Source organism: Paracoccus sp. IB05, assembly GCF_016405985.1.
Lineage (GTDB): Bacteria > Pseudomonadota > Alphaproteobacteria > Rhodobacterales > Rhodobacteraceae > Pseudogemmobacter.
In genome coordinates this window covers 73,682-99,134 of record NZ_JAEFCF010000011.1, presented here as the reverse complement: position 1 = coordinate 99,134, position 25,453 = coordinate 73,682, and the positions used below count along the sequence as shown (strand labels likewise).

Here is a 25,453-nt window from a genome sequence, read left to right as displayed (position 1 = left end):
TCTTACATATCCTTCCCGGCGGATATCCCGCCGACATGCTCTGCGTCCGGTTCGCCCGATGGCGCCCTGAAGCCGGAGAGCCTTGCCGCTTCCTCTACTATGCGTGGACTGAGTCCACCAGCGGCAAGCGCCGCGTGTATTGCACGTTCACGACCGAATGCCAAACCCAATTCCCCGGCAGAAAGCCAGGAAATCAGGGTGTTTTTGCCTTCGGGGGGGCGCAGCTTGCTTTTGCCGCGTTCCGATCCGTCTTCTGCCTGGATCAGGACACGCGCGGTCCCCTTCACCAGCCACTCTTTCACCTTCTCATATCCGGTGACCGCATCGCCGGATTTGCGGGCCAGCGAGATCAGTTCGATCACCCGTCTTGTCAGCAGATCATGGACCGTATCTGCCAGGTCTTCCGGTGCCTTCACAGGCGCGCGCGCCGCCCGGGCGAAGAGCCCCTTCTTCGCGGCTTTCGTCACCAGATCCCGGTCGGCCGAGACCCAGATCCCCCGGCCGGGCAGGCGTTCCAGAATATCCGGAACGATTTGCCCGTCAGGTCCGACGACGAAACGGACGAGGCCGGTTTTCGACCCCGTCTCGCCGGAAGCGATACATTTGCGCTCCGGCTCGTCCCTTGATTTATCCCGGCCACCGCGCGTCATCGCGGAAACTCCCGAGGCCTGAGATCAGGCCCCGGTCTCCTCTTCGCCGGTTTCATCTTCTTCGGTCTCTTCTGCCTCTGCCGGCATCATTTCGGTCGGATCGACCCAACCCAGCATGACGCGCGCGGTCATGACCAGGTTCTGTGCATCATCAAGCGACACGCCGAATTTCTCGAGCAGGCCGTCGTCCTTTTTGCGCTGGCCGTTTTCCGTGGTCCAGCCGCCGGCCAGTTCCCAGTCGGCGCAGGTTGCGAAATCTTCCAGCGTCTTCACGCCGTCTTTACCCAGCACTTCCAGCATCTGGGGAGTGAGGCCCTCGAATTCAATGAGGCTTTCCTCGACACCCATCGCGCGGGCGGCTTCCAGAGCCTTTTTCGCCTGCTCTTCCAGGTAATCGCGGGCACGGGCCTGCAACTCGTCTGCGGTGCCTTCGTCAAAGCCGTCGATGGACAAAAGCTCGTCCTGGTCGACATAGGCGACTTCTTCGAGATTGGTGAAGCCTTCGGCCACCAAGAGCTGCGCCATCATCTCGTCCACGTCCAGCGTCTCCATGAAGAGCGCGGTGCGGGCGGCGAATTCGGCCTGGCGGCGGGTCGATTCTTCGGCTTCGGTCAGGATGTCGATGTCCAGAGCCGTCAGCTGCGAGGCCAGACGCACGTTCTGACCGCGGCGGCCGATGGCAAGCGAGAGCTGCTCGTCAGGGACCACGACCTCGATCTTGCCGCCTTCATCGTCGAAGACAACCTTGGAGACCTGAGCCGGTTGCAGCGCGTTCACGAGGAAGGTCGCCTGGTCCTGGTTCCAGGGAATGATGTCGATTTTCTCGCCCTGGAGCTCGTTCACCACGGCCTGGACGCGGCTGCCGCGCATACCGACGCAGGCGCCGACCGGATCGATCGAGTTGTCATAGGAAATCACCGCGATCTTGGCGCGCGAGCCGGGGTCACGGGCCACGGCCTTGATCTCGATGATGCCGTCATAGATTTCCGGCACTTCCATCTTGAAGAGCTCGGCCATGAATTGCGGGTCGGTGCGCGACAGGAACACCTGCGGGCCACGGACTTCGCGGCGCACGTCTTTGATATAGCAACGGATGCGGTCGCCGATGCGATAGGCTTCGCGGCCGATCTTTTCGTTGCGGCGCAGGATGCCCTCGCCACGGCCGATATCGACGATGACATTGCCATATTCTTCGCGTTTGACGGCGCCGTTGATGATGGTGCCCTTGCGATCCTTGAATTCGTCGAACTGACGATCACGCTCGGCCTCGCGAACGCGCTGCAGAATCACCTGTTTCGCCGATTGCGCGGCGATGCGGCCCAGATCGACCGGGGGCACTTCGTCAACGATCTCGTCGCCGATGGCCGGGTCTTTCAGGTAGTCTTTCGCCTGTTTGACGGTCAGCTGGGCGTGGTAATTCTCAACCGCATCATCCTCGACCACGGTGCGCACGCGGGTGAAGCTGGCGCGGCCCGTCTTGCGGTCGATGGCGACACGGATGTCCATATCGGCGCCATACCGCGACTTCGCCGCACGGGCGAGGCTGTCTTCCATCGCCTGGATCACCAGATCCGGGTCAATCATCTTCTCGCGCGCAACGGCCTCTGCGGTCTGCAAAAGCTCAAGCTGGTTGGCCGAGGTAATCGCCATTTGGGTCTCTCCCGCTCTCGTGTCAGGTTCTGGAAGTCAGTATTCGGTCGCGTCAGTGTTTCGTCTCGGGCGTGTCGGAAATGTCTTCCTCTTCGCCTTCGACCTCTTCGATCTCGTCAAAACCGCCCTCTTCGGGCAGCGCGACTTTGCGCTGGCGCAGCATCTCGGCGATCAGCTCATCCGTCAGGACCAGTTTCGCATCCGCCAGCCAGTCGAATTGCAGCCCGATGATCACGAGCTGCCCGTGCTGTTCGATTTCGATCAGGATCTCGCCATCCTCGACGCCTTTCAGCTCGCCCTTAAAGCGGCGCTGGCCCTCGATCAGCTCGGTCGTCTCGATCCGCGCTTCCCAGCCGGCCCAGGCTTCGAAATCCTTCTCCCGGGTCAGCGGGCGGTCGATGCCGGGCGAGGAGACCTCGAGCACGTAATTCTCTTCGATCGGGTCTTCGACGTCGAAAACCGCCGATACCGCCGTCGAGATTTTCGAGCAATCTTCGACGCCGATGCCGCCCTCGGGCCTGTCGGCCATGATCTGGAGGGTGCGCTGGATCCTGCCCTGGCCGCCCATCAGACGAATGCGCACCAGCTCATAGCCGAGCCCCTCGATCACCGGGGTGGCGATTTCGGCAAGGCGGCGGTCAATGGCGGTTTTTGCGATCAGGTCGGACATGGCGGGCTCGGATATGCCTTTCGGGCGAAGGGTCTGGTGCGGGTCTGGTGCGCAAACGCCAGGGCGGGGCGCGAAACAAAAAAGCGGGCTCAGCGGCCCGCTTATCTTTTCGGTAGCCCCGGGTTTGGACCCCGGCGCAGCTGTTGGAGCCTTATATAGGGCCAGTGGCGGTTTCATGCAAGCGCTCTGTGGCCTGACCGCTGGTGGCGGCGGGGTTCGGGGACTCCGGCCAGCAAAACCAGGGCCTTAGCTCTCAGGATCGCGATGCGGCACCGGGGTGGTGGCCGCGAATCGCTGTGCCGGGCAGGCGGCTGCGCGGGGCAACAGAGGGGAACAGTTTGGGATAAGCCCGCCAGGACACGCTAAATCTGTGGTTCTCCGGTTGCTCTTGGCCAGGAATTTGCGATACTTGGCGGGTTGGCGGAGGGTGATGTTTTGCGTAGCTTTTTTCCAGGACTCCCGGGGCGCCGGCTGGCGCGCGTCACGCTGATTGCGGGGGGTATTTCCTGTGTCGCGCTTGAGCCCGGCCAGGCGCTGGACGGGGTCGCGTTTGACGTGGTGGGTGAGGATAAAGACCTCACCAGAACCCTGCGGCAATCGTCGCTTCTGGTGGCGCAGGTCTCTGAAAAGCAGACCGAGGCCGAAGATCTGTTTACCGCCGCGCGGGCCGATTACGGCCGCATCCTTGCCGCGCTTTATGCCGAGGGCTATTATTCGGCGGTGATCCGCATCACCATCGATGGGCGCGAGGCCGCGAATATCCCGCCGCTGGATGCGCCCTCTTCGGTCGGCGCGGTCAGCGTCTGGGTCGATCCCGGCCCGCGTTTCGAGTTTTCCGATACCGTGATCGACCCGCTGGCCAGCGATACGGTCCTGCCCGAGGAATTCGCCCGCGGTGAGATCGCCCGTGCCGGGGTGGTGGAAGAGGCGGTCTCGGCCTCGATCCTGCAATGGCGCGAGCGCAGCTATGCGAAAGCAAAGGTAGAGCGCGAGGATATCACCGCCGATCACCGCAATAACACGCTTTCGGCGCGGATCGGGATCCTGCCCGGCCCGTCCCTGCGTTTCGGCACGGTGACCGTCAAAGGCGCCGAGCGGATGCGGGTGCAGCGTATCCTCAAAATTGCGGGTCTGCGCGAGGGCGAGAAATTCAGCCAGACCGAGCTGGACCGCGCCGCCAACCGGCTGCGGCGGTCGGGCGTTTTCTCGGCGGTGACGCTGACCGAGGGAGAGGCATTGCAAAATGGCGGCCTCCTGCCCATCGAGATCTCGGTCACCGAACAGAAGACGCGGCGCTATTCCATCGGGGCCGAGCTGTCTTCGGTCGACGGGGTCTCGCTGACCGGCAACTGGATGCATCGCAACCTGCTGGGCGGCGGGGAGCGGCTCAAGGTCGATGGTGCGATCAGCAATATCGGCTCGGGCGACAGCGGCGTGGATTACGAGCTGGGCGTCACCATCGACCGCCCCGCCACGCTGACCCCGGACACCACGGCCGGGCTTCTGGCAAAGGTCGGCCATCTTGATGAGGTGGATTATTACGCCGATTACGCCGAATTCGGTCTGACCTTCACGCAGTATTTCTCGGAACAGGTGACGTTCCGGGGCGGGCTTTCCTTTGAATATGTGCAGGGTGCAGATCCGACCGGCGATTTCCGCTACCGCAATCTCGCGCTGCCGCTGGGTGTGACCTGGGACCGCCGCGACAGCAGCACGGATGCGCGGAAGGGCTTTTATATCGATGCGACCGCCAAGCCGTTTTACGGGCTTGGTACCACCGGCTCGGGCGCGCGGCTGACCGCAGATCTGCGCGGCTATCGCAGCTTTGCCGATAAGAAATACACTATCGCGGCGCGGATCCAGGGGGGCGCGATTGTTGGCAGCGACCTGCTGGAAACGCCGCGCGATGATCTGTTCTTCTCGGGCGGCGGCGGTACGGTGCGCGGCCAGCCCTATCGCTCGCTCGGGATCGACACGCCGGACGGCTCCGGCGGCACCTATCTGATCGGCGGCACCGAATTCGCCGCCGCCTCGATAGAGTTGCGCGCGCGGTTTGGCGAAAGCTGGGGCGGCGTGGCTTTCGTGGATGCCGGCTATGTCGGCGCCGATGGCGACAGCGAATCCCATGCCGGTGCCGGTCTTGGCGTACGTTATGAGACGGGCTTTGGCCCGATCCGCTTTGACGTGGCGGCTCCGGTCAGCGGCAAGACCGGGGACGGCGTACAGATTTACATCGGTCTGGGGCAGGCATTCTGATGCGCTATATTCCTCTGATTCTCCCGGTTGTTGCGCTTACGGTGCTGCCGGGAGCCCCGATTCATGCGCAGGACAGCGCCGCTGATGATCGCGGCTGGCTGACCGCCATGCTGGAGGACAGCCTTTCGGGGGCCGGGCGCAAGGTGACGATCACCGGGTTCGCCGGGGCTTTGTCCTCGCGCGCGACGATCCAGAAGCTGACCATCGCCGATGATCAGGGCGTCTGGCTGACCATCGACAATGCCGCCCTTGACTGGAGCCGCACCGCGCTTTTGTCGGGCGAGGTGATCGTCAACGAGCTTTCCGCGACGTCGATCGTGCTGGACCGCATCCCGGCGGGCGATCCGGACGCGGTGTCGCCCGAGGCGGGGACGTTTGATTTCGCGCTGCCGGATCTGCCGGTCTCGATCGATATCGGCAAGGTTCAGGCCAACAGTATCGTGCTTGGGGAAAGCGTGCTCGGCCAGCAGCTGACCGGCACGCTGGCGGCGGAACTGCACCTTGCGGGCGGCGCCGGCACTGCCGATGTGCTGATCGAACGTACCGATGACGGGCCCGAGGCGAAGATCGCGCTGAAAGGCAGCTATTCGAACGAGACGAAACAGCTGGCGCTTGATCTGGATGCGCGCGAAGGCGCGGGCGGGCTGGTCGCCACGGCGCTGGATCTTCCGGGCAAACCCGCAGCCGGGCTGAGCGTCAAAGGCCAGGGCACATTCGACGATTTCGCCGCCGATTTCCGGCTGGAAAGCGATGGCGAGGAACGTCTGGCCGGGCCGGTTACGGTGAAAACCGTCGAGACCGGCACCGGGTTCGAGGCGCGTCTGACCGGCAATCCGGCGCCTCTGTTCCTGCCGGAATATGCCGAATTCCTCGGCGACAGCCTGTCGCTTGATGTGGCCGGCACCAGCCTCAGCAGCGGCGAGCTGGATCTGGGCGAGGTCTCGCTGAAAGCGCGTTCGCTGAACCTTGACGGCAAGCTGAAGCTTGATGCCGGCAAGATGCCGACCCTGATCAACCTGACCGGCACGCTGGCCAGCCCGGATGGCACTTCGGTGCTGCTGCCGATCTCTGGCCCGGTGCCGACACGGGTGCAGGATGCGGCGCTCGGGCTGCAATTCGATGCGGCGCAGGGCTCCGGCTGGACCATGCAGCTGAGCATGGCCGGCCTTGACCGCGATGATCTCTCGCTGGCCCGGGCCGGGCTGATCGGCGGCGGCACGCTGGACCGGCAGGACGGCAAGCCGGGGATCGAAGGCACGCTGATGTTCGACGCCGAAGGCATCGGGCGGCTCGATCCCGCGCTGATCACGGCGATTGGCCCGAAAGTCACCGGTCGCACCAGCTTCAGATGGCGCGAGGGCGACCAGTCGTTCAGCCTGCCGGAAATCACCCTTAACGGCAGTGATTACGGGCTGACCGGTGCGGTCGACATCGCGGGGATCGGCGAAGCGCTTTTGACCAGGCTTGATATGGTGGTGAAAGCCGGGGATCTGGGGCGCTTTTCGGGGCTGGCCGGGCGCCCGCTTGCCGGTGTGGCCGAGGTCGGGCTGAAAGGCACGGTGACGCCGCTGACCGGGGCGTTTGATCTTGATCTGAACGTGCTGGGCCAGGGGCTGAAATCCGGCATTGCCGAGGCCGACCGGCTGCTCGCGGGGCGCTCGGTCATCACCGCCTCGGCACTGCGCGACACCACGGGCACCACGCTGCGCAGCTTCTCGGCCCAGGCGGCGTCGCTGAATGTCAGCGGGTCCGGCAAGCTGACCAGCCAGGGTGCTGATATCAAAGCCGATATCGACTGGAGCAACCTTGCCGATATCGGGGCGAATTATGGCGGCGGGCTGAAGGTCAGCGGCACTTTCACCGGTGATGCCGCCAATGGAACCGCAAGTTTCAGCGGCGAAAGCCAGGGGCTGCGCATCGGCCAGGCCGAGGTCGACCGGCTGATCTCGGGGCGCTCGGATATCAGGGCGACGGTGGCGCTGGTCGGCGGCGCGCCGATCCTGCGGGCGCTGAACCTCACCTCGCCCCATGTCACCGCCGAGGTGACGGGCGAGGGGGATCAGGGCGCGATGCGGGTCTCGGGGCGGCTGAGCGATCTTGGCCTGCTGGTTGCGGAATTCCCCGGACCGGTGACGCTTTCGGGGCGGCTGACTCCGGCGGGGGGCGCGGATTTCGACAGCGATCTGCGGGTCCAGGGGCCAGCGGGGATCGATGCGCGGCTTACGGGGCGTATCGGCCCGGTGCCGGATCTGACCGTCACCGGCAGCGGCGAGGCAGGGGTGGCCAATCCCTTCACCGATCCGATCACTGTGGCGGGGCGGCTGGGTTATGACATCCGCCTTCAGGGCGGCTGGGGTGTGACAAATGCCGCCGGTCGGGTGACGCTCTCGAATGGTCAGCTGGCCGTGCCGGCACGGGGGATCTCTTTCGAGCGGATGGCGGCGACGGCGGATCTCTCGGGCGGCACGGTGCGGCTTGCGCTGACGACTGATGTGACGCGGGGCGGGCGGATACGGGTCGACGGGCCACTGGCGCTGGCCGCGCCATTCAACGCCGATCTGACGATCCAGGCCGACCGGGTCCATTTGCGCGATGCCGAGCTTTACGACACCACCCTTGATGCGGCGCTGGCACTGAGCGGGCCGCTGATGGGCGCGGCGCGGCTTTCGGGCACGGTGCAGATCGGCGAGACCGAGTTGCGCGTGCCCTCGACCGGCTTTGCTTCCGCGGCCGATATGGAGAAGATCCGCCATGTCGGGGATTCGAGCGCGGTGCGGGCCACCCGCGACCGGGCGGGACTGGGGGCCGTACCGCCGGGCGGTGCTGCGGCAGAGGCCGGCTCTGGCATGCCGCCCTGGGCGCTGGACCTGGTGATCCAGGCACCGAACCGGATTTTCGTGCGCGGACGGGGGCTTGATGCCGAACTCGGCGGGCAGCTGCGCGTTGGCGGCACGCTGAACAATATCGTCCCCGCCGGCAGTTTCGACCTGATCCGGGGGCGCCTCGATATCCTCGGCAAACGCCTCGTGCTGGATGTCGCGTCGCTGACGATGGAAGGCAGCCTCGTGCCCTATATCAATTTCCAGGCGAGCAACGTTTCGGATGAGGTGACCAGCACCGTGACTGTCTCGGGCCCGGCCAATGACCCGGAAGTGACCTTCTCCTCTGACCCGGAGAAGCCACAGGAAGAGGTTCTTGCCTGGCTTCTGTTCGGGCGTGGGCTGGATACGATCTCGGCTTTCCAGGCAGCGCAGCTGGCCAATGCGGTGGCCACGCTGGCGGGCCGCGGTGGCGAGGGGATCGTCAATAAACTGCGGCGCGGTTTTGGTTTTGACGATCTGGATGTCTCGACCTCGGCGGATGGCAATACATCGGTCAGCGCCGGGAAATATATCTCTGAAAAGGTCTATACCGAGGTCGGCGTTGATCAGTCCGGCAATACGCGGGTCAATCTCAACCTGAGCCTGAAGCCCGGTGTCACGGTCAAGGGCAGGGTCGACAGCGATGGCAGCAGCGGCATCGGTATCTTCATGGAACGCGATTACTGAGGCTGGTCAGGCCAGCACTGAGGGCTCAGCACGGGCGGGCCGGTGAAAACGGAAAAGGGCCACCCTGGCGGGTGGCCCTTTTTCTGTCCCACCTCGCTGCGACATACGGCCCAGCTGAAGGAGAGGAGGCAAAAAAAAGAGCCAGCCCGAAGGCTGACCCTTTTAAGTTTCTGCGCGAGTTATGCGCAGTTGGCTCAGCTGTCGCTGCCGCAAGCAACGGCGCAGAGAACCGCAGCACCGATCAGCAGCGGGACGAGAACGCCACCGGTGCTCGAGGTGCGCTCGGTAACAACTACCGGTTCAACGTCGTCAACGACGACAACCGGGCCACCAGCGAAAGCAGCCGAGCCCACGAGGGACAGTGCGACTGCAGCAGTCATGACTTTCTTCATCGGAAACCTCCAGAACGACTCCACCTTCCGGATAGCATTTTTCTGCTCAGGACAAAAGCTAATCTCACGCGCTGAGCGGAAACTGTGGCAGCGGTGCAATGAATTCGCCCTGCGGATGCAAAGAACCGGCAAACCTGTCGGAGTTTACCCTGAAAGTGACGCTTTTTGCGGCTGAAAGCGGTGAATTTAAGGGGGCGCTGGCAATCATCCCCGGAAAAGCCTGAGGATCTGTGGCTTTTGGTTAACAAAAACAGCGGAATCACGCCTGGTCTTGCGGGCCTTTCCGGGTGCAGGAGGCCAAAATATATGTCGCTGGGCCCGAAATCCGGTGCTGCGTCGGCAAAAAGAAGGGGGGCTGCAGGCGAGGCAGGGGGGGATTCCCTGTTCTCTTCGTCCTCTTTCCCGCGCGCGGTCAGTCGACCACGCGTTCGAATTCGATCTGGCCGATGCCCGGGCTGACCCATTCGCGCGACTTGCGGACCTTGCCGCCTTCCAGCCAGTAATGATTGGTGAGGCGCCCGCCCTCGCGTTCACAGGTCTCGCTGATCTTGCGGGTGCTGTGGCCGCGCCCGTAGATCGTCACTGTCTCGGACCCGTCGGTGGTGGTGACGCAATTGTAATCGCGCCGTCCGGTCTGGTCATCGGCATCCATGTAGAAATACGACCGCCGATAGGCGCCGCCCGAGGCGATCTGCCCGGCCTGGGGCGCGGCCGATGACATGAGGTCGGCGCCAAGCCCCCGGGTCTCGATCAGCACATCGCCACGGAACGAGAACAGCATCCCATCCGCCGAGAACCACTGTGTCACATCGCCACGACGGTCGCGGATGGTGAGGAACGTCTCGATCCCGCGCGAGGGGACGCGCAGTTTCATCACCGGCTCGCCCGATTTCTCGATCGCGGCGCGGCTGACATTGCCGATCGGTGCCAGTTGGCCGCCGGCCTCGCCGCCGGTCAGATCCTTGACCCCGGGGATGAGCTTTTCCAGCTTGCCGCAGCCCGCGAGCGTGGCGAGCAGCACCAGCGCGCCGGTGGTGGTTTTCAGCGCCATACGCGGCTCCATTGGTCATCGACCCGGTCAGAGTGATAATCGCGGATCGTGTCATAGAGCCTGCCCTCGACATCGACACGCGCGCCGCCGTCGCGTTGCAGCGGGCGGATGGTCTGGCTGATTTCCTGGCGGGACGGGTTGCTGAGCATCCAGTTCATCGGGATGGTGATGCGGATCCCCTTGTCGAACCGCCCCTCGCCGACCTCTGCCGCGCTGGCATCGGTCAGGGTGGCAAAAGCGCCCACTTTCCAGCCATTGGCGAATTCGCGGTCCAGGGTCAGCGTTGCGCCGACATCGCCCGCAAGATAGCGCCCGACATCAAGCTGGCCGAGATAGCCATTGCCGAAATCGTAATAGGCCGAGAGATAGCCGGTCGCGATGGCATAGTCATAATCGCCAAAGCCCAGCATGCCATCGGTGTCGCGCTGTCTGGTGTAATTCACCTCGGCCCCAAGGGCGAGCGGGCTGTCGGCGGGTTTCCACAGCACCTCACCCGAAACGCCGCCATGCATGCGTTCCAGATAGCCGATGGTGACGCGGCTGTAGAAATTCGGGGCAGGATGGGCGTACCAGGCCAGCGTCGCGCGTTCGAAGGCGAAATCGGACCCCTCGTTATAGTCGCGTGCATCTGACCTGACATGGGGCAGGGTGCCGCCTTTGTCGACCAGATGCGCTTTCTCGGAATTGCCGGCAATCTTTTGATAGACGGTGCCCGAAGCGATCCAGCCGGGGGCGAAATCGTAGCTGGCCGAAGCGCGGATGCCGATATCGCCGCGCGCCGGCGCGGTGACGCGAAAGCCCGGCAGGATGCGCCAGCGGAACTTCTGATACATGTCCTCATCGGCGCCGGCGCCGCCGGGGATCATCGCGCCGGCATCGGCCCAGGTGACGCGATCCCGCAGGGTCGCGGCATTGTTGGGCGTATGTTCCAGCCGTTCGAGATCCGAACGGCGGATGGTGACTTTCGACACGCCCATGCCTTTGACGACCGGCACGATCTCGAAAGTCTCGACCGAGGCCGGCATCACGGCGGCCAGCGCGCGGGCGGTGCGGCCAATGGCCTGGGCCGGCGCGTCAAGCTTGTCATTGCGGATGCGGATCTGCACGCGGTCGGCGGTATAGGCGAAATCCTCGATCCGGATTCCGTCTTTTTCCAGATAGCGGTTCAGGTTCTTGCGCAACAATCCATTGGCATCGGCCTGCGCCACCCAGCCGCCATCATAAGCATCCGGGTTCGAGGCACGCGACGGGCGGGTGATCACCGGGATCGGCCCCGAACCCAGCACGCCGATGGTGCCGGGGCGGTTTTTCGGATCCATCACCAGATGGAAGGAAAGCCCGAATTCCGACCCGTAAAGCGAATAGGCGCCGATGCGGACATTGTCGCCCCAGGCATATTCGACGCCGATATTATAAGGGTTCCTGCGCTCGAATACACCTTTGGTCCCGGCCTCCAGACTGTAATTGTCGCTGGAATATTCGGCCTTCACCGTCCATTTGTCGTTGATCTTATATTCAAGGCCGCCAAAAAGCGCGGCCGGGCCACGAAACCAGTTGCCGGCGTTCAGCTCTGACCCGAGGCCGGCCGGATCCCAGGTGTCGCGCACACCGCTGAACGGATTGCCAAAGGAGTGGTAGCTGCCAAAGCGCCCCCAGCCGATGCCGGCGGTGACCTTGAGCCGGTCGTTGAAAGTCTTGGTCGCGACCAGATATTCGGCAGAGTTGAAACCGGTGCCAAGGAAATCCTGCAGACCCAGCGTGACTGCGGGCATCCAGGTTCCCTCTTCCGCGAGGCGAAAGCGCAAGTCGAAGCTGCGGTCGTTATAGGTGGTGTAGGGGCTGCCCGGAGGCTGGAGGTCCGGCGTATTATCCCATTTGCCCGTTGCCTGCAGCCGGAAGCTTGCGGCCATCCAGGAGGTGATCTGGAAGCTGATCGTCGCGCGGGACACTTCGCCGAATTTGGAAACCGAGAGGTTGAAAGTGCCATCCGGCATCGTATCGCCCGAGGGCATATCAATAAGGCCGGGCACGCCGCTGAAGCTCAGCGTCGGTTTCATCTCTGCCTTCGACTCTCGCACAAAGGGAAACGTCATCACCGATGCACAAACCGTCGCAAGCAGAAGGCTACGTGTCTTGCTTGCCAAAACTGACCCTCCGTTCGCCCCATCTATGCGAAAGCCTGCACCGGACGGCAAGCCCTGCTATGCGCAGCTGCCCACAGATTGGCAGGAACCGCGTCACTGCGACATCACTGCCGCGTTGAGATCCAGCCTCGCCTCGCCAGTGCCGCAGGCGACGCTGATCGCAAGTTCACGGGCTTCCGCGGCATCGCCCGTGGCGGCAATCCGGCCAAGCCGTTGCAGCAGAAGCGGAATTTCCAGCCGGGTTTCGTCTTCTTCACTCGCGCGCAGGATCTTGGGATGCGGCGTGCGCAACAGGCCGTCGCCGATCAGCAATTCCTCATGCAGTTTTTCGCCAGGACGCAGCCCGATGACGGTGATTTCAATATCGCCGGTCGGGTTGTTCTCATCGCGCAAAGTATAGCCCGCCGCTTCGATCAGCTGGGTTGCAAGATCGCGGATCCGGACCGGCTTGCCCATATCCAGCACGAAGACATTGGCGCGCCCGCGTGTCGAGGCATCCTCGAACGAGCCCGCCAGCAGCACGAGCCGCGTCGCCTCGGAAATCGTCATGAAATAGCGGGTGACGTCTTCATGGGTCAGCGTGACCGGCCCGCCATGCGCGATCTGATCCTTGAAGAGCGGAATGACCGAGCCCGAGGACCCCAGCACATTGCCGAACCGCACGATCGAGAAATGCGTGCCCGGGTGGCGATGCGCCATGTCCTGGATCACCAGTTCCGCCAGCCGTTTGGAGGCGCCCATCACATTCGTCGGCCTGACCGCCTTATCGGTCGAAACCAGCAGGAAGCGCTGCACCCCCGCCTCGACACAGGCATCGGCCAGCGCCCTGGTGCCCAGCACATTGTTCACCAGACCCGAAATCGGATTGGCCTCGACCAGCGGCACATGTTTATAGGCGGCGGCATGCAGCACCACCTCGACGCCGTTTTCCAGGATGGTGCGGCGCAGGGTGCGGGCATCGGTTACCGATCCCAGCACCGGTTCGATATGGATGCCCTGCGCGCCGGGGATCGCGGCGAGTTCGCGCTCGATGGTGTAAAGCGCCAGTTCAGACATCTCGAACAGAACCAGCCGCGCCGGTCCGCAGGACAGCAGCTGGCGGCAGAGCTCGGACCCGACAGACCCCCCTGCGCCCGAGACCATGACCGAGCGGCCGTAATAGGCGTCTGACCCGTCGGGCAGGCCGACATCAAGCCGGTCACGGTTCAGGAAATGCCCCGGCGAAACCGATTTCAGCGTATCGACCCGCATCTCGGCGCCAGCGAGCTGCTCGAACGAGGGCAGCACCTGCACCTCCAGCCCGAGCGCCTGCATCTGCCGCACGATCCGCATCTGTTTCGGCGCCGACAGCGACGGGATCGCCAGGATCACCCGGTTGATCTCATGATTGCGGGCGATATCGGAAATCCGCTCGGGCGAGAGGATGCGCAGCCCGGCAATGCGCTGGCTGGACAGGTTCGGGTCATCATCAAGGAAGGCGACAACGCGGATCGTCTCATGCGCCTTCAGGGCCGAGGCGAGGCGCAGGCCGGTGGTGCCGGCGCCATAGATCAGCACCCGTACCGGCACTTTGTTGTAACGCAGCGCCGAGAGGTAAAGCTGCAGCAATATCACCCGCGACCCGATGGCGGACAGAAACAGGATCAGCGCAAAGGCCAGCGTGCCGACGACGGGGAAATACAACCCCGGCAGGCTGGTGACGAAAAAGGCGCCCGCCGCCACCACTGCCGCATAGGGGAAGATCCCGATGGTGCCGAAGGTCTCATAGCTTTTCAGCTTGACCCGCAGCAGCCCGAAGGCGACCGAGGCAAAGCCGCCAAACACCGCCAGCAGCGGAAAGACCAGCCCGAGCCGCGAGAGCTGCTCGGAGGGCCAGATCGAATTATAGGTGAAAATGCAGGCCAGCAGAAAGCTGAAGGGGGCCAGCGAGACATCGAGCAGCCAGATGGCCAGTTGCTTGTGCTGCCTGGTCAGAGATTGGGAGATCCAGAACAGCGTCTTGCGAAAAGATGTCATTGTCAGAAAGGTCACCAGGATACCAAGTACAGAATGAGCATATGCCACCAACAGGGCAAGCATAACATGCGCCACAGAGAGGCGGCGGCGCTTACCGGCCTATTTCCGCCGTAAAACCTGCCCGATCGTGCGGCCAAGGATGACAATATCGTAACAAAGGCTGCGCTTGGCGCGGTAAATCAGGTCGAGATGCGCCTTTCTGGGCACGCAGCGCCGCCGGTAAACCTCATCGGTCTCGACCGCGTCACGGCATTGCGCAAGCAGCCATGCCTCGTGACGGTGGAAGTGCAGCGTGGCGAGGCCGGTGAGGCCGGGGCGGCATTGCAGCACCTCGCGGTAGAGGTCGGGGAAGGCCAGGGTATATTGCCGCAAAGGCGGGCGCGGGCCGACAATGCTCATATCGCCTTTGAGGATGTTCCAGATCTGCGGGATCTCGTCGAGCCGGTAGCGGCGCAGGATGCGGCCTTCGCGGGTAATGCGCGCGCTTTTATCGCCGCCCGAGACGCCGGTATCGGCGCGGTCAACCGTGTGGTCCACCGTCATGGTGCGAAACTTCCACAGACGGAACGGCTGATCGGGGGTCTTCATCCGCTCGGCAAGGTAGAAGACCGGCCGGCCGGAACGGATCAGGATCCAGATCGCGATGATCAGCGCCGGTAAAGCCAGCAGACAGGCTGCCACCAGCGCGAGAACAAGGTCAAAGAGGCGTTTTCCGGGGGGCATGGTTTATGGCTCCGGCAGGGCGCGCAGCGCCTGGATTTCCGCGATGATCTGTGCGGGCGTGGCAGAAGGCAGCGGCAGCAGCGCGGTCAGCGCGGCATTGTCCTGGGTTGCGACCGGCACCACCTTTGGATTGGGTGCGGCCCAGCCCCATGCGAGGTCTGACGCGCGCAGGAGATCTGCCATGCCCAAAGGTGGCGCCTGCACGATATTCAGCACGGGCGGCAGGGCTTCGCCCGCCGCAATCCGCTCCAGCAACGCGGCCAGCGCCTGCGCGAAGGTGAGGGGGCCGATCCAGGAACGCAATGGCCCGCCTGGCGCATCTGCGACCGGGTCGAGGCGGATGTCCTGCCCGGGCGCGCGCGGGGCCAAAAGTGCATCTGCCCCGGCCAGATTGCCAAGCCGCAGGATGGTCAGCGGAACGCCTGATGCCGCAAGCAGACGCTCGGCCTCGAGCTTGGCCGCGCCATAGGGACCCGTCGGCGCAGGCGGGTCGCTTTCGCGGGCCGGTACCGGCCCCGGCGCATAGACAGCCGCAGTCGAGAGACAGACCAGATGGCGGACATGATTTTGGCGGCAGGCCTCCAGTACCGGCGGGATCAGACCCGGATTGGCACCGGGATCCCTCGCGCCGGTCGTGCCGGCCAGATGCAACAGGATCGCATCATGCGGCCAGTCCGGGACGGGGTCTGCGCCGATCTCCCAGCGGATGCCGGGGGCCTCCTGCCGCGAAGACCACAAAAACCGCAGCGCCGGCGGTGGCGCGGCCGTCCAGACCCGTTTCAGGATCGAGCCAACCCGGCCTGCCGCGCCGGTTACAATAACAGTGGTATCTGACAGAGTTTCCCCCAGGTTTTTGCGCCGCATTCCCGCCAAATCGTCCCGGCCAATGTCACAGGCAATTGACCGCAGCCGACCAGAGCTTATGGTCCCCGGGGTCGAACTGTCCATATATGGGGATATGCGGACAGGCACGACACCGGAATTCCAGGGCTGCCGCCGGAGATTTGTATGCTTTCCTCGTCTGTCGTCAGGCTGCTTGTCGCAGCCACTGTCTCTGTGTCACTTGCCGGCTGTACCGCGCCGAGAGGGGCGGGGAAGGCGAGCGAGATCCTGCGTGGCGCTGATGCCGAAGACGCCGATTTCCAGGTGGTGCATGTGTCGCGCGATACGGTGGGGCGGGTTTCGGGCTGGCCCGGCCTCGGCGGGGGCGCCGCCACTTCGGGCTGGCTGACGAAAAAGCGCGGTCCTTCGGGCAATACGATCCAGGCCGGCGACAAGGTCGATCTGACGATCTGGGAGACCGGGGATGTGACGCTCCTGTCGCAGCCGGGGCAGAAACTCGTGGCGCTGCCGGGGCTTACCGTCTCGCCCGAAGGGTCGATCTATCTGCCTTTCGCCGATAAGGTCTATATCGGCAATATGACCCCCGACCAGGCGCGCGAGGCGGTACAGAAAAAAATCGAAACGATCATGCCCTCGTCGCAGGTGCTGGTCGCGCATCAGCCGGGGCATAAATCGACCGTCGATCTGGTCTCGGGCGTCAATGCGCCGGGCAGCTATCCGATGCCCTCGCGGGACTTTACCGTGCTGGGCCTGCTTGCCATGGGCGGCGGGATTCCGGTCGCGATGAAGAACCCCTATGTGCGGCTGATGCGCGACGGCAAGCTCTATGGCATCTCGGCGGACCGGCTGCTGAAAGACCCGGCGCAGGACACCACGCTGCGTGGCGGCGACAAGGTCTATGTCGAATCGGATGAGCGCTATTTCATCGCGCTGGGCGCTTCGGGCGCCGAATCGCAGGTGCCCTTCCCGCAAGAGCGGGTGACCGCGCTGGAGGCTTTGTCGCTGACTGGCGGGCTGAACGATGCGCGCGCCGATGCCAAATCGGTGCTGGTCCTGCGCAATTATCCGGCGGGCGCGCTGCGCGCGGCGAACAGCGCGGCAGGCGTGGGCCCGGACAAGCAACGCGTGATCTTTGCCATCGACCTGACCTCGGCAGACGGGCTGTTCTCGGCCGGACAGTTCTACATCCAGAACAAGGATGTGGTTGTGGTAGCGGAAAGCCCGATCGGCTCGGCGGCTTCGATCATCGGCCTTGCGGCGGGAGTGATGGGCATCGGACGCGCGGCCCAGGCGATTTCGAACAACTGATTGCGGGAGTGAGAGGGCGGGAGGGCCTTCAGCCCTCCTGTTCCAGCCTTGCCCGCATCTCGCGCAGGACCGGCAGGACGGCGCGCACCCGGTCCTGGCCAAGCGCCTCGACCACTTCGGCAATCATCGGCGTCACCGCCTGGACGGCGGCATCTCGGGCGGCGCGTCCGGCGGGGCTGATCGCCACGAATTTGCGGCGCGCGTCATCCCAGTCGGGGCGGATATGGATATGCCCGGCCCATTCCAGCCGCGACAGCGTGTTGGTCATCGCGCCCCGCGTGACATGGAAGGCGCGCGCGAGCTGCGCCGGGCTGCGTTCATCCTGCACCCGCGCGAGGTGGTTCAGCACCGAAAACTGCGACAGTTCCATGCCCTTGGGCAGTGCCTTCGAGATGCGGTTGCGCGCCAGCTGATCGGTCATGAACAATTCGCCAAACAGCGCGACGGCAATGTCTTCGGTGCGGTCCTGGCTCATAGGGGCGTATCCGGCCCGCTGAAATTGCGGTCATGGGTCAGCGCCGGAACCCGGCCCCGCGCCCGCGCGATCTGGGAAAGGTCGAGATCGGCCAGGGTGACGCCCGGCTCGGTCCCGCCATCGGCGATCACCTCGCCCCAGGGCGCGATGGCGAGCGAATGGCCCCAGGTGCGCCGCCCGCGGCCATGCGCCTCGCGGTGAAAACCGGTCTGGGCAGGGGCGAGGACGAAACAGCCATTTTCAATGGCGCGGGCGCGCAGCAGAGTCTCCCAATGGGCGCGGCCGGTGGTGTCGTTGAAGGCCGCCGGCACCGTCAGGATCTCTGCGCCGCCTTTCGCGAGGCGGCGGAAAAGATGCGGGAACCGCAAATCATAGCAGACCGCCATGCCGACCTTGCCGAAGGGCGTTTCCGCCACCACGGCACGGTCGCCGGGCCGATAGCCTGCGCTTTCGCGGTAGATCTCGGTTTCCGAGACATTGACGTCGAACATATGAATTTTGTCGTACCGCGCGAGGATGGCACCATCCGGCCCGATCAGGAAGGAGCGATTCGCGAATCGTCCGTCAGCGTCCTGGGTCAACAGCCCCAGCGAGCCGATCAGCAGATGCTTCCCCGCCGCCGCTGCCGCCTCGCGCAGGGCGCTGAGCGTCGGGTCGTCGGCCTCATGGTGATAAACACTGCGCTGGTGGTCGCGTGATGAGGACAGGCAATTGGTCATCTCGGGCGTCAGGATGAAATCCGCGCCCGAGGCCACCGCGGTGCGAAACATGCCCTGGACCGAGGCGAGATTCTCGGCCGGGTCGTCTGTCACATTCAGCTGGATCAGAGCCGCGCGCATCAGCCGGCCAGCAGGGGGTCAAGCCTGCCCTCATGCTCCAGCGCATGCAGATCGTCCGAGCCACCGACATGGGTCTCGCCGATGAAAATCTGCGGCACCGTCCGCCGCCCGCCGGCGCGATTGGTCATGGCGATCCGCAGATCGGGGTCACGGCTGACGTCAATCTCGGTGAAGGCCACGCCCTTTTTCGTCAGAAGCCGCTTTGCCGCGAGGCAATAGGGGCAGGTGGGGGTGGTGTAGATCTCGACTTTAGGCATGGCTGGTCCCTCATTCCGGATGGAATTATAGGGATTTAACCATTGCGTGCAACGCGTGCGAGGGCGAGAACGGATACCGGCCCTGCGCCGGCTGCATGACAGGCGGCGGTGGCTGCGGAAAATGTCGCGCCCGAGGTCATCACATCATCGACCAGCAGCACCGATCGGCCCCGGATCCGGGCGGCCTGGCGCGGCGAAATGCGGAATGCCCCGTCAAGCGCGGCAAAGCGCGCCTCGCGCGAGCGGCCCTCCTGGCTGCCGGTCGCGCGCGGGCGGATCAACAGATCGGGGACGTGATCAAGCCCGGTCAGCCGGGCCAGCTCATGCGACAAAAGGGCAGCCTGGTTGTATTGCCGCCGAAAGAGCCGCCAGCGATGCAGCGGCACGGGGGCGATCACCATGCCTTCGGCCAGCAGGGGCCGCGCCGCACGCGCGAGCCACTGGCCCATTGGACGCGCCAGATCCAGCCGGTCGCCATGTTTCAGCGCCAGCACAAGGCTGCGCCCGACCGCCCTGTACAGCATCGCCGAGCGCCCGGCCGCCCAGGGGCGGGGGGCGGCATGGCATTCCTCGCAAAGGTGATCCCCGCCGCCTGCGCCACTGCCTGTGCCGCCAGCTGCCCCGAAGGTATCCGGATCAGCCGGCACCTCAAGGCCGCAGGTGCCGCAGCAGGCGCCGGTGATAAACGGCGTGTCCCGCCAGCAGCTGCCGCAAAGCCCGAACTCCGACGAGACCAGCGCGCCGCAGGCAAGGCATTGCGGCGGAAATACCGCCCGGATCACCCCGAGCCCCAGTGTTTTCGCCAGCAGGGCGGTCCGGCCCTGCCGCATCCTGATCACCGTATCTTCGCTTGCATCTTTGCCCGCGCCCCCTATTTTCGGCCCCCATGTCTGCACCTGTCCTGACCGATCGCCACGCCCTTTCGCTGCACCGCCGCCGCGCGGTTGCCTCGCCTGATCCGGCCTTTTTCCTGCTTGAAGAGGCTGCCGATGAGATCAAGGAAAGGCTGCTTTCGGTTAACAGGAGGTTTACGGCGCCGGTTCTGATCAGCGGTTTCCCGGATTTCTGGGCCGGGGCGCTGCCGGATCTGCCGCAATCCCCGGATCAGCCGCTGCTGGACCTGGCCCCTGGCAGCCAGGATGCCGTAATCCACGCGATGAGCCTGCATTGGGCGGATGACCCGGTCGGGCAGATGGTGCAGGGGTTTCGCGCCCTGAAACCCGACGGGCTGTTCCTAGCCCTTTTGTTCGGCGGGCAAACGCTGCATGAGCTGCGCGCCTGTCTTGCCGAGGCCGAGGCCGAGATCAGCGGCGGTCTCTCGCCCCGGATTCTGCCGATGGCCGAGATCCGCGATCTGGGCGCGCTGTTGCAACGCGCCGGATTCGCACTGCCGGTGGCGGACAGTTTCACCCGCAAAGTGGCCTATCGCGACATTTTCCATCTGATGTCGGACCTGCGCGCGATGGGCGAGACCAATGCGCTGGCAGCCCGGTTGCGCCACCCGACATCGCGCGCGCTGTTTCTCAGGGCGGGCGAGATCTATCGGCAGAATTTCCCGGCGGCCGGCGACCGGATCGAGGCCACATTCGAGGTGATCTGCCTGACCGGCTGGACCCCGCATGAAAGCCAGCAAAAGCCGCTGCGCCCCGGATCGGCACGCGCGCGGCTGGCGGATGCGCTTCATGCGACGGAACACCGCTTGCCGTGATGCGGCCTGGCGCTTGACCCCACAGGTCAAGCCTGTATCCCGGACCCGCAACCAGCAGAGGGAGCGACAGGCATGACTGACGCGAGAATCAGCGCGGCGAACGGGCTCCCCGAAGGGCATCCGGTGACGGGCAGCAAGAAGATCGGCGTGCTGATCGCTAATCTCGGCACGCCTGACGGCTATGATTACTGGTCGATGCGCCGCTATCTGAACGAATTCCTGTCAGACAAGCGGGTGATCGATATCCCGGACTGGAAATGGCAGCCGCTGTTGCAGGCGGTGATCCTGTCGAAACGCCCCTTCACCTCAGGCGCGAATTACAAGCTGATCTGGAACGAAGAACTGAACGAATCGCCTCTGATGACGATCACCAAGGCGCAGACTGTGGCGCTGGCGGCGTCGCTGAAGGCGCAGTTCGGCGACCGGGTCGAGGTCGATTTCTGCATGCGTTACGGCAAGCCCTCGACCGAAGAAAAGCTGAAAGCGCTGATCGCAAAAGGGTGCAGGAAGATCGCCTTCCTGCCGCTTTACCCGCAATATGCGGGGGCAACGGTGGCGACGGCGAATGACCAGCTCTTCCGCGCGCTGATGCAGGAAAAGCGCCAGCCCTCGGTCCGGATCGTTCCGGAATATTACGACAACCCGGCCTATATCACGGCACTGGCGGGGTCGGTCACCCGCGCCTATGCGGCGCTGGATCACCGCCCCGATCTGCTGGTCGCAAGCTATCACGGCATGCCGAAACGCTATGTCGAAGAGGGTGACCCCTATTTCTGCCAATGCCGCAAGACCTCGCGCCTGTTGCGCGAGGCGCTCGGCTGGGACGAGGCAGAGCTGCATACGTCATTCCAGTCGGTCTTTGGCACCGAGGAATGGCTGCGCCCCTATACGGTCGAATATGTGGCCGAGCTGGCGAAACAGGGCAAGAAGCGGATCGCAGTGATCGCACCAGCCTTTTCGGCCGATTGTATCGAGACGCTGGAAGAGATCCAGGGCGAGATCCAGGAGGCCTTCCTGCATGCCGGGGGCGAGCGCTTCACCTATATTCCCTGCCTCAATGACGATCCGGCCCATATCGAGGCCCTGACCGGCATCATCGCGGCTAATCTGGCCGGCTGGGTCTGAGCCGGCGCAGACGGCTCTGAGGCGGCTCTGCGGGGTGATTCTCACGGTTAATCCCGCGGGTCCAATCTCCCCGGAGCGGGTTCATCTTTGCGTCCGATCGAGGCATCTGCCGCCCGGATCTGACACAGGCATAAGGCACCCGCATCAAGGCATCGGCACAAATGAAAAGGGACGGCAGAAACTCTGCCGTCCCTTTCCATGAATTGCTTCAGTGATCAGCTTGCGGCAGCTGCTGCGATCACAACGAGCACCAGCAGCGGAACAAGGATGCCGCCCGAGGACGACGTCGTTTGCTTCACGACTTCCGGCTCCATATGGGGTTCAACAACACCACCTGCGAAAGCCGACGAAGCGGCAACCGAGAGAGCAGCGGCAAGCGCGATTTTTTTCATTTTAGAATCTCCAGTTACAGCATGCCGTGGTATTGCAGAGGTCACGACATGCACCCAAGTGTCCTCGTAACCGTCTGTTAATCAGGAGCCCCCGGAAATTGCAATTCGCGGCAAGCGGGTGCTGTATGTAGGGCTAAAGTGTCGTCAAATTAGCAACACTTGTGTGCCAATTTGCGCCATATCGTAAAGTTCCTGCACGTGTTCATTATACATGCCGATGCAGCCATTGGACGATTTCCGCCCGATCTTGCGCGTGTCATGCGTGCCGTGGATGCGGTAATAGGTCCAGCTCAGATACATTGCGCGGGTTCCAAGCGGATTGTCCGCAGCACCGCCTTCGACCACATCCGGCCATTCCGGATTGCGCTCTTTCATCGAGGGCGTCGGGCGCCAGGACGGGTTGACGACCTTTTGCACCACTTCGGTCCGGCCCAGACGGGTCAGATCATCCGAGAGCGGCACCGAAGTCGGGTAAAGCCGGTAGATCGACTGGTCTTCCGACCAGAAATGCAGCGCCCGCGAGGTGATATCGACGAGAATCGCCCCTTTGCGGGTGTTGTCGAAATAGCCCCGCCAGTCCAGCATCCGGAAGCTGGAGGCATTGTTGCGCGCCACATCCTGGGCGAGGGCCGGCGTCAGCCCCGCGCCGAGCGTGGCGGCTCCGAGGGCGACGGCACCGAAAGCGGCAACATTGCCAAGCACCCTGCGGCGATTCAGGTGGTCAGCGGACATCTCGTTACTCCTGCAATGGGTATTTTTGGGCGGAACCTAGTGTTTTCCGGCGCGATGCGCAAATCAAACGGTTGTAACCGATGTGATCTGTGGCAAGCCGACAGGGGCGTGACAAATGGGTGGCACCTGGTCTGTGGCCCGCGCGCCTGTCCCGCGCGCCTGCCCTGCGCGTAGCATTTGCGCCCGCGCCGCAGAACGGATAAAAGGGGGCAAAACACCGAAACGGGCAGTAGTTGGTGAGAACATGAACAGACGAGCATTCCTGACCCTGGGGCCGGCACTTCTGCTGGCGGCATGTGTGGGGGCGGGAACCGAACCGGTGCAGCTTGGTGCGGATGGCAAGCCGCTGCCGCGCATCTATCGCATCACCCCGGCCGTAGCCGAACAGATCCCTTATCGCTTCCTCGACAGCGTCAATACGATGCGGCGGGCAAAGGGCGCACAGCCTCTGGCCTTCAGCGCGGCGCTGAATGCGGCGGCAGAGACCCATTCGCGCGATATGTCGGTGCAGAATCGCCCCTGGCATTTCGGCTCTGACGGCTCTTCGCCGCTGACGCGGGTGCAGCGCGCGGGCTATAACGGGCGGCTTCTGGGCGAGAATATCTCGGAGACCTATCAGACCGAGCTTGAGACGCTCTCGGTCTGGATGGCGGCCAAGGATCAGCGCGACGTGATCCTCGATCCGAATGCGCGCGAGGCGGGCTTCGCCTGGCATCAGGAAGAGGGCGGCAAGATCTGGTGGACTCTGGTAACCGGCGGCTGATCCGGAATCAGAGCGCTATTCAAAGAAAAACGGGCGGCCCTGCACAGGCCGCCCTTTTGTTTTGGATACTGGTTGTGAGGCGAGAATTCAGGGCAGGATATGTACCGGCGTGCCCAGATTGACCATGGAATAGACCTCTTCGATCTGATCATCGGTCACGGCGATACAGCCCTCGGTCCAGTCCCGCACCGAGACTTTGTTGCGCGGCCCGCCATGGATGAAGATCTCACCGCCGGGCTTTTTATTCTGCAAAAGCGCGAATTCCTTGTCGATGACATTGGGGTAGTTCACGTAAAGCGACAGGTGATAGCGCGAATTCGGGTTCTTGAAGGTCATGTAATAGGTGCCTTCGGGCGTCTTGCCGTCCCCTTCGAACTGCTTATGGCCAACCGGGGCAAAGCCGAGACCGACATCATATTTCTTCAGCACTTTTTCATTGTGCAGGAGATACATGACCCGCTCGGTCTTTTTGATGACGACCGCAGTCACTTCCGGCCCCTTATAGGTCCGGAATTTGGTATCTTTCTTGCCGCATGCCGCCAGCCCGAGGGCCAGCACAAGGATGAGAAGTAATCTGAATGCCCGCATGAGGTGGTTTCCGCCTGCCTGTTTTCTTTCCCGATAGCCCAAGCCGCCTTGTGACGCCAGCAGTCGCGGCGGGGTTGTGGCTCACGGATGCGTTATTTTCAACGCGAAAAGCGGGCGGCCAGTTCGATATGAACCGACCAGCGGAACTGGTCGACCACCTCGACCTGGTCGAGCCGGTAGCCTGCCGCGATCAGGATCTTTGCATCGCGTGCGAAAGTGACCGGGTTGCACGATACCATCGCGATCACCGGCACCTCTGACGCCGCGAGCCGCTGGCATTGTGCCTCGGCCCCGGCACGGGGCGGGTCGATCACCACCGCGTCAAAGCCCTTCAGCTCATCGGTCTCTAGCGGGCGGCGGAAGAGGTCGCGCGTCTCGGTGGTGATCTTTTTCAGCCCCGGCGTGTTGCGCGCGGCCTTTTCAAGCGCGGCCGTGAGGGCAGGGTGGCCCTCGACCGCATGAATCGCGGCCTCCGCCGCCAGCGGCAGGGCGAAAGTGCCAAGCCCGCAGAACAGATCCGCGATGCGTTTCGCCCCCGAAACGGCGGTCTTCACCGCGCTGACCAGCGCCGCCTCACCCTGGACTGTCGCCTGCAAAAAGGCGCCCGGGGGGAATTCAACCCGCGCCGTGCCCAGCCGGATCACCGGCGCCTCGCGTTGCGAGATGATCTCTTTGTCCCAGGTCAGCCGCGCGATGGAGAACCGCTCGGCAATCCGCGCCAGCTCCATCTGCGCCGGGCCATCCAGCACTTTACCGCCGGTCACAACCACATCCGGCCCCGCGAGGCTCTGCGTCACCTGGAGCTGGATCTCAGTCGTGCGCGAGCCCCCGAACTGCACCAGCGCCTCCAGCGCGGGCAGGGTGGCCATCAGGTCGGGATGCAGCAGTTTGCAGCCCGGCACTGCGATGATCAGCTCCTGGCCTTTGGCGTGAAATCCAAGCTGCACGCCGCCTTTGGTGCGCCGCCCCGAAAGGGTCGCGCGGCGCCGTGTGGCGGGTGGCGAGGTCACAACCCCGGGCAAAAGCGGCGCCTCGATCCCCTGGAGACGCAGCGACTGGGCGACCACATCGCGTTTCCAGCCGGCGACGAAATCATCCGAGGCATGTTGCAGCTGACAGCCACCGCAGCTTTTCGCATGCGGACAGGGCGGTTTCACCCGGTAAGGCGACGGCGTCACGATCCGCGCACCGGTCAGACGGTCGCCGTCCAACACGCCCTCGACCTCTTCGCCCGGCAGCATCCCGGCCACAAACACCGCGCCTTCGGGGCCAGACGCGATCGCGTCGCCCAGATGCCCCAGCCGGTCAATGACCAGCCGCACC

At 63.9% G+C, this 25,453-nt stretch carries 23 protein-coding genes; 6 read left to right on the top strand and 17 right to left on the bottom strand.

The features are described from left to right. Positions 1-2: 2 nt before the first annotated feature. The 3 genes from JC607_RS09770 to rimP are packed head-to-tail and all read right to left on the bottom strand — an operon-like array spanning position 3 to position 2,970. The gene (locus JC607_RS09770) at positions 3-650 is read right to left on the bottom strand and encodes an RNA-binding protein (RefSeq protein WP_198836727.1); all 648 of its coding nucleotides are present in this window, start codon (positions 648-650) and stop codon (positions 3-5) included. Between the two features lie 24 nt (positions 651-674). Next, positions 675-2,300, bottom strand: coding sequence for a transcription termination factor NusA (gene nusA, locus JC607_RS09765; protein ID WP_092895700.1), 1,626 nt, complete (start codon positions 2,298-2,300; stop codon positions 675-677). Positions 2,301-2,352: 52 nt separating this feature from the next. Next, on the bottom strand, positions 2,353-2,970 hold the full coding sequence (gene rimP, locus JC607_RS09760; protein ID WP_198836726.1) for a ribosome maturation factor RimP: 618 nt from the start codon (positions 2,968-2,970) through the stop codon (positions 2,353-2,355). A gap of 435 nt (positions 2,971-3,405) precedes the next feature. On the opposite strand from rimP, the gene JC607_RS09755 reads away from it, so the two are divergent. Beyond that, complete coding sequence (locus JC607_RS09755) at positions 3,406-5,226, top strand: autotransporter assembly complex family protein (RefSeq protein WP_233092822.1); 1,821 nt, start codon at positions 3,406-3,408, stop codon at positions 5,224-5,226. Then, the gene (locus tag JC607_RS09750) at positions 5,226-8,774 is read left to right on the top strand and encodes a translocation/assembly module TamB domain-containing protein (protein ID WP_198836725.1); all 3,549 of its coding nucleotides are present in this window, start codon (positions 5,226-5,228) and stop codon (positions 8,772-8,774) included. Before JC607_RS09755 ends, JC607_RS09750 begins: the two co-directional genes overlap by 1 nt. 194 nt (positions 8,775-8,968) lie before the next feature. Here JC607_RS09750 and JC607_RS09745 read toward each other — a convergent pair whose 3' ends face one another. The 6 genes from JC607_RS09745 to JC607_RS09720 all read right to left on the bottom strand — a co-directional run bounded on the left by JC607_RS09745 (position 8,969) and on the right by JC607_RS09720 (position 15,964). Further along, complete coding sequence (locus JC607_RS09745) at positions 8,969-9,166, bottom strand: hypothetical protein (protein ID WP_198836724.1); 198 nt, start codon at positions 9,164-9,166, stop codon at positions 8,969-8,971. Between the two features lie 412 nt (positions 9,167-9,578). Further along, complete coding sequence (locus JC607_RS09740; RefSeq protein WP_198836723.1) at positions 9,579-10,217, bottom strand: YjbF family lipoprotein; 639 nt, start codon at positions 10,215-10,217, stop codon at positions 9,579-9,581. Then, positions 10,208-12,274 (bottom strand): YjbH domain-containing protein, encoded by a 2,067-nt coding sequence (locus JC607_RS09735; RefSeq protein ID WP_233092821.1) that lies wholly within the window; start codon positions 12,272-12,274, stop codon positions 10,208-10,210. The genes JC607_RS09740 and JC607_RS09735 overlap by 10 nt, the downstream gene beginning before the upstream one ends. A 180-nt stretch (positions 12,275-12,454) precedes the next feature. After that, on the bottom strand, positions 12,455-14,377 hold the full coding sequence (locus JC607_RS09730; RefSeq protein ID WP_233092820.1) for a nucleoside-diphosphate sugar epimerase/dehydratase: 1,923 nt from the start codon (positions 14,375-14,377) through the stop codon (positions 12,455-12,457). 99 nt (positions 14,378-14,476) lie between these two features. Then, complete coding sequence (locus JC607_RS09725; protein ID WP_198836722.1) at positions 14,477-15,100, bottom strand: sugar transferase; 624 nt, start codon at positions 15,098-15,100, stop codon at positions 14,477-14,479. 3 nt (positions 15,101-15,103) lie between these two features. Next, a complete protein-coding gene (locus tag JC607_RS09720) occupies positions 15,104-15,964 on the bottom strand; it encodes an NAD(P)-dependent oxidoreductase (RefSeq protein ID WP_198836721.1) in 861 nt (286 codons plus the stop codon). 144 nt (positions 15,965-16,108) lie between these two features. Here JC607_RS09720 and JC607_RS09715 point away from each other — a divergent pair, with 144 nt between their 5' ends. Further along, positions 16,109-17,251 (top strand): polysaccharide biosynthesis/export family protein, encoded by a 1,143-nt coding sequence (locus JC607_RS09715; protein ID WP_198836720.1) that lies wholly within the window; start codon positions 16,109-16,111, stop codon positions 17,249-17,251. A gap of 28 nt (positions 17,252-17,279) precedes the next feature. On the opposite strand, the gene JC607_RS09710 is transcribed toward JC607_RS09715, so the two are convergent. Genes JC607_RS09710 through JC607_RS09695 form a run of 4 tightly spaced genes read right to left on the bottom strand, consistent with a single transcriptional unit; the run spans position 17,280 to position 19,652 of the window. Continuing rightward, positions 17,280-17,726, bottom strand: coding sequence for a MarR family winged helix-turn-helix transcriptional regulator (locus JC607_RS09710; protein WP_092895714.1), 447 nt, complete (start codon positions 17,724-17,726; stop codon positions 17,280-17,282). Further along, positions 17,723-18,565 (bottom strand): carbon-nitrogen hydrolase family protein, encoded by an 843-nt coding sequence (locus JC607_RS09705; protein ID WP_198836719.1) that lies wholly within the window; start codon positions 18,563-18,565, stop codon positions 17,723-17,725. Before JC607_RS09705 ends, JC607_RS09710 begins: the two co-directional genes overlap by 4 nt. After that, complete coding sequence (grxC, locus tag JC607_RS09700; RefSeq protein ID WP_198836718.1) at positions 18,565-18,822, bottom strand: glutaredoxin 3; 258 nt, start codon at positions 18,820-18,822, stop codon at positions 18,565-18,567. Before grxC ends, JC607_RS09705 begins: the two co-directional genes overlap by 1 nt. A gap of 35 nt (positions 18,823-18,857) precedes the next feature. Continuing rightward, a complete protein-coding gene (locus tag JC607_RS09695) occupies positions 18,858-19,652 on the bottom strand; it encodes a ComF family protein (protein ID WP_233092819.1) in 795 nt (264 codons plus the stop codon). Between the two features lie 56 nt (positions 19,653-19,708). Here JC607_RS09695 and JC607_RS09690 point away from each other — a divergent pair, with 56 nt between their 5' ends. Both JC607_RS09690 and hemH read left to right on the top strand, forming a co-directional pair. Continuing rightward, complete coding sequence (locus tag JC607_RS09690) at positions 19,709-20,530, top strand: SAM-dependent methyltransferase (protein ID WP_198836717.1); 822 nt, start codon at positions 19,709-19,711, stop codon at positions 20,528-20,530. Positions 20,531-20,602: 72 nt separating this feature from the next. After that, positions 20,603-21,655 carry a ferrochelatase gene (gene hemH, locus JC607_RS09685; protein ID WP_198836716.1) on the top strand — a complete coding sequence of 351 codons (1,053 nt, stop codon included), beginning with the start codon at positions 20,603-20,605 and terminating at the stop codon, positions 21,653-21,655. Positions 21,656-21,870: 215 nt separating this feature from the next. On the opposite strand, the gene JC607_RS09680 is transcribed toward hemH, so the two are convergent. Then, a complete protein-coding gene (locus tag JC607_RS09680; protein WP_092895724.1) occupies positions 21,871-22,047 on the bottom strand; it encodes a hypothetical protein in 177 nt (58 codons plus the stop codon). A 144-nt stretch (positions 22,048-22,191) separates the two neighbouring features. Continuing rightward, the gene (locus JC607_RS09675) at positions 22,192-22,779 is read right to left on the bottom strand and encodes a L,D-transpeptidase (protein ID WP_198836715.1); all 588 of its coding nucleotides are present in this window, start codon (positions 22,777-22,779) and stop codon (positions 22,192-22,194) included. A 244-nt stretch (positions 22,780-23,023) separates the two neighbouring features. On the opposite strand from JC607_RS09675, the gene JC607_RS09670 reads away from it, so the two are divergent. After that, positions 23,024-23,542, top strand: a complete 519-nt coding sequence (locus tag JC607_RS09670) for a CAP domain-containing protein (RefSeq protein WP_198836714.1) — start codon at positions 23,024-23,026, stop codon at positions 23,540-23,542. Between the two features lie 87 nt (positions 23,543-23,629). Here JC607_RS09670 and JC607_RS09665 read toward each other — a convergent pair whose 3' ends face one another. Both JC607_RS09665 and JC607_RS09660 read right to left on the bottom strand, forming a co-directional pair. After that, positions 23,630-24,130, bottom strand: a complete 501-nt coding sequence (locus JC607_RS09665; RefSeq protein WP_198836713.1) for a murein L,D-transpeptidase family protein — start codon at positions 24,128-24,130, stop codon at positions 23,630-23,632. 98 nt (positions 24,131-24,228) lie between these two features. After that, a complete protein-coding gene (locus JC607_RS09660) occupies positions 24,229-25,452 on the bottom strand; it encodes a methyltransferase (RefSeq protein WP_198836762.1) in 1,224 nt (407 codons plus the stop codon). Position 25,453 lies beyond the last annotated feature (1 nt).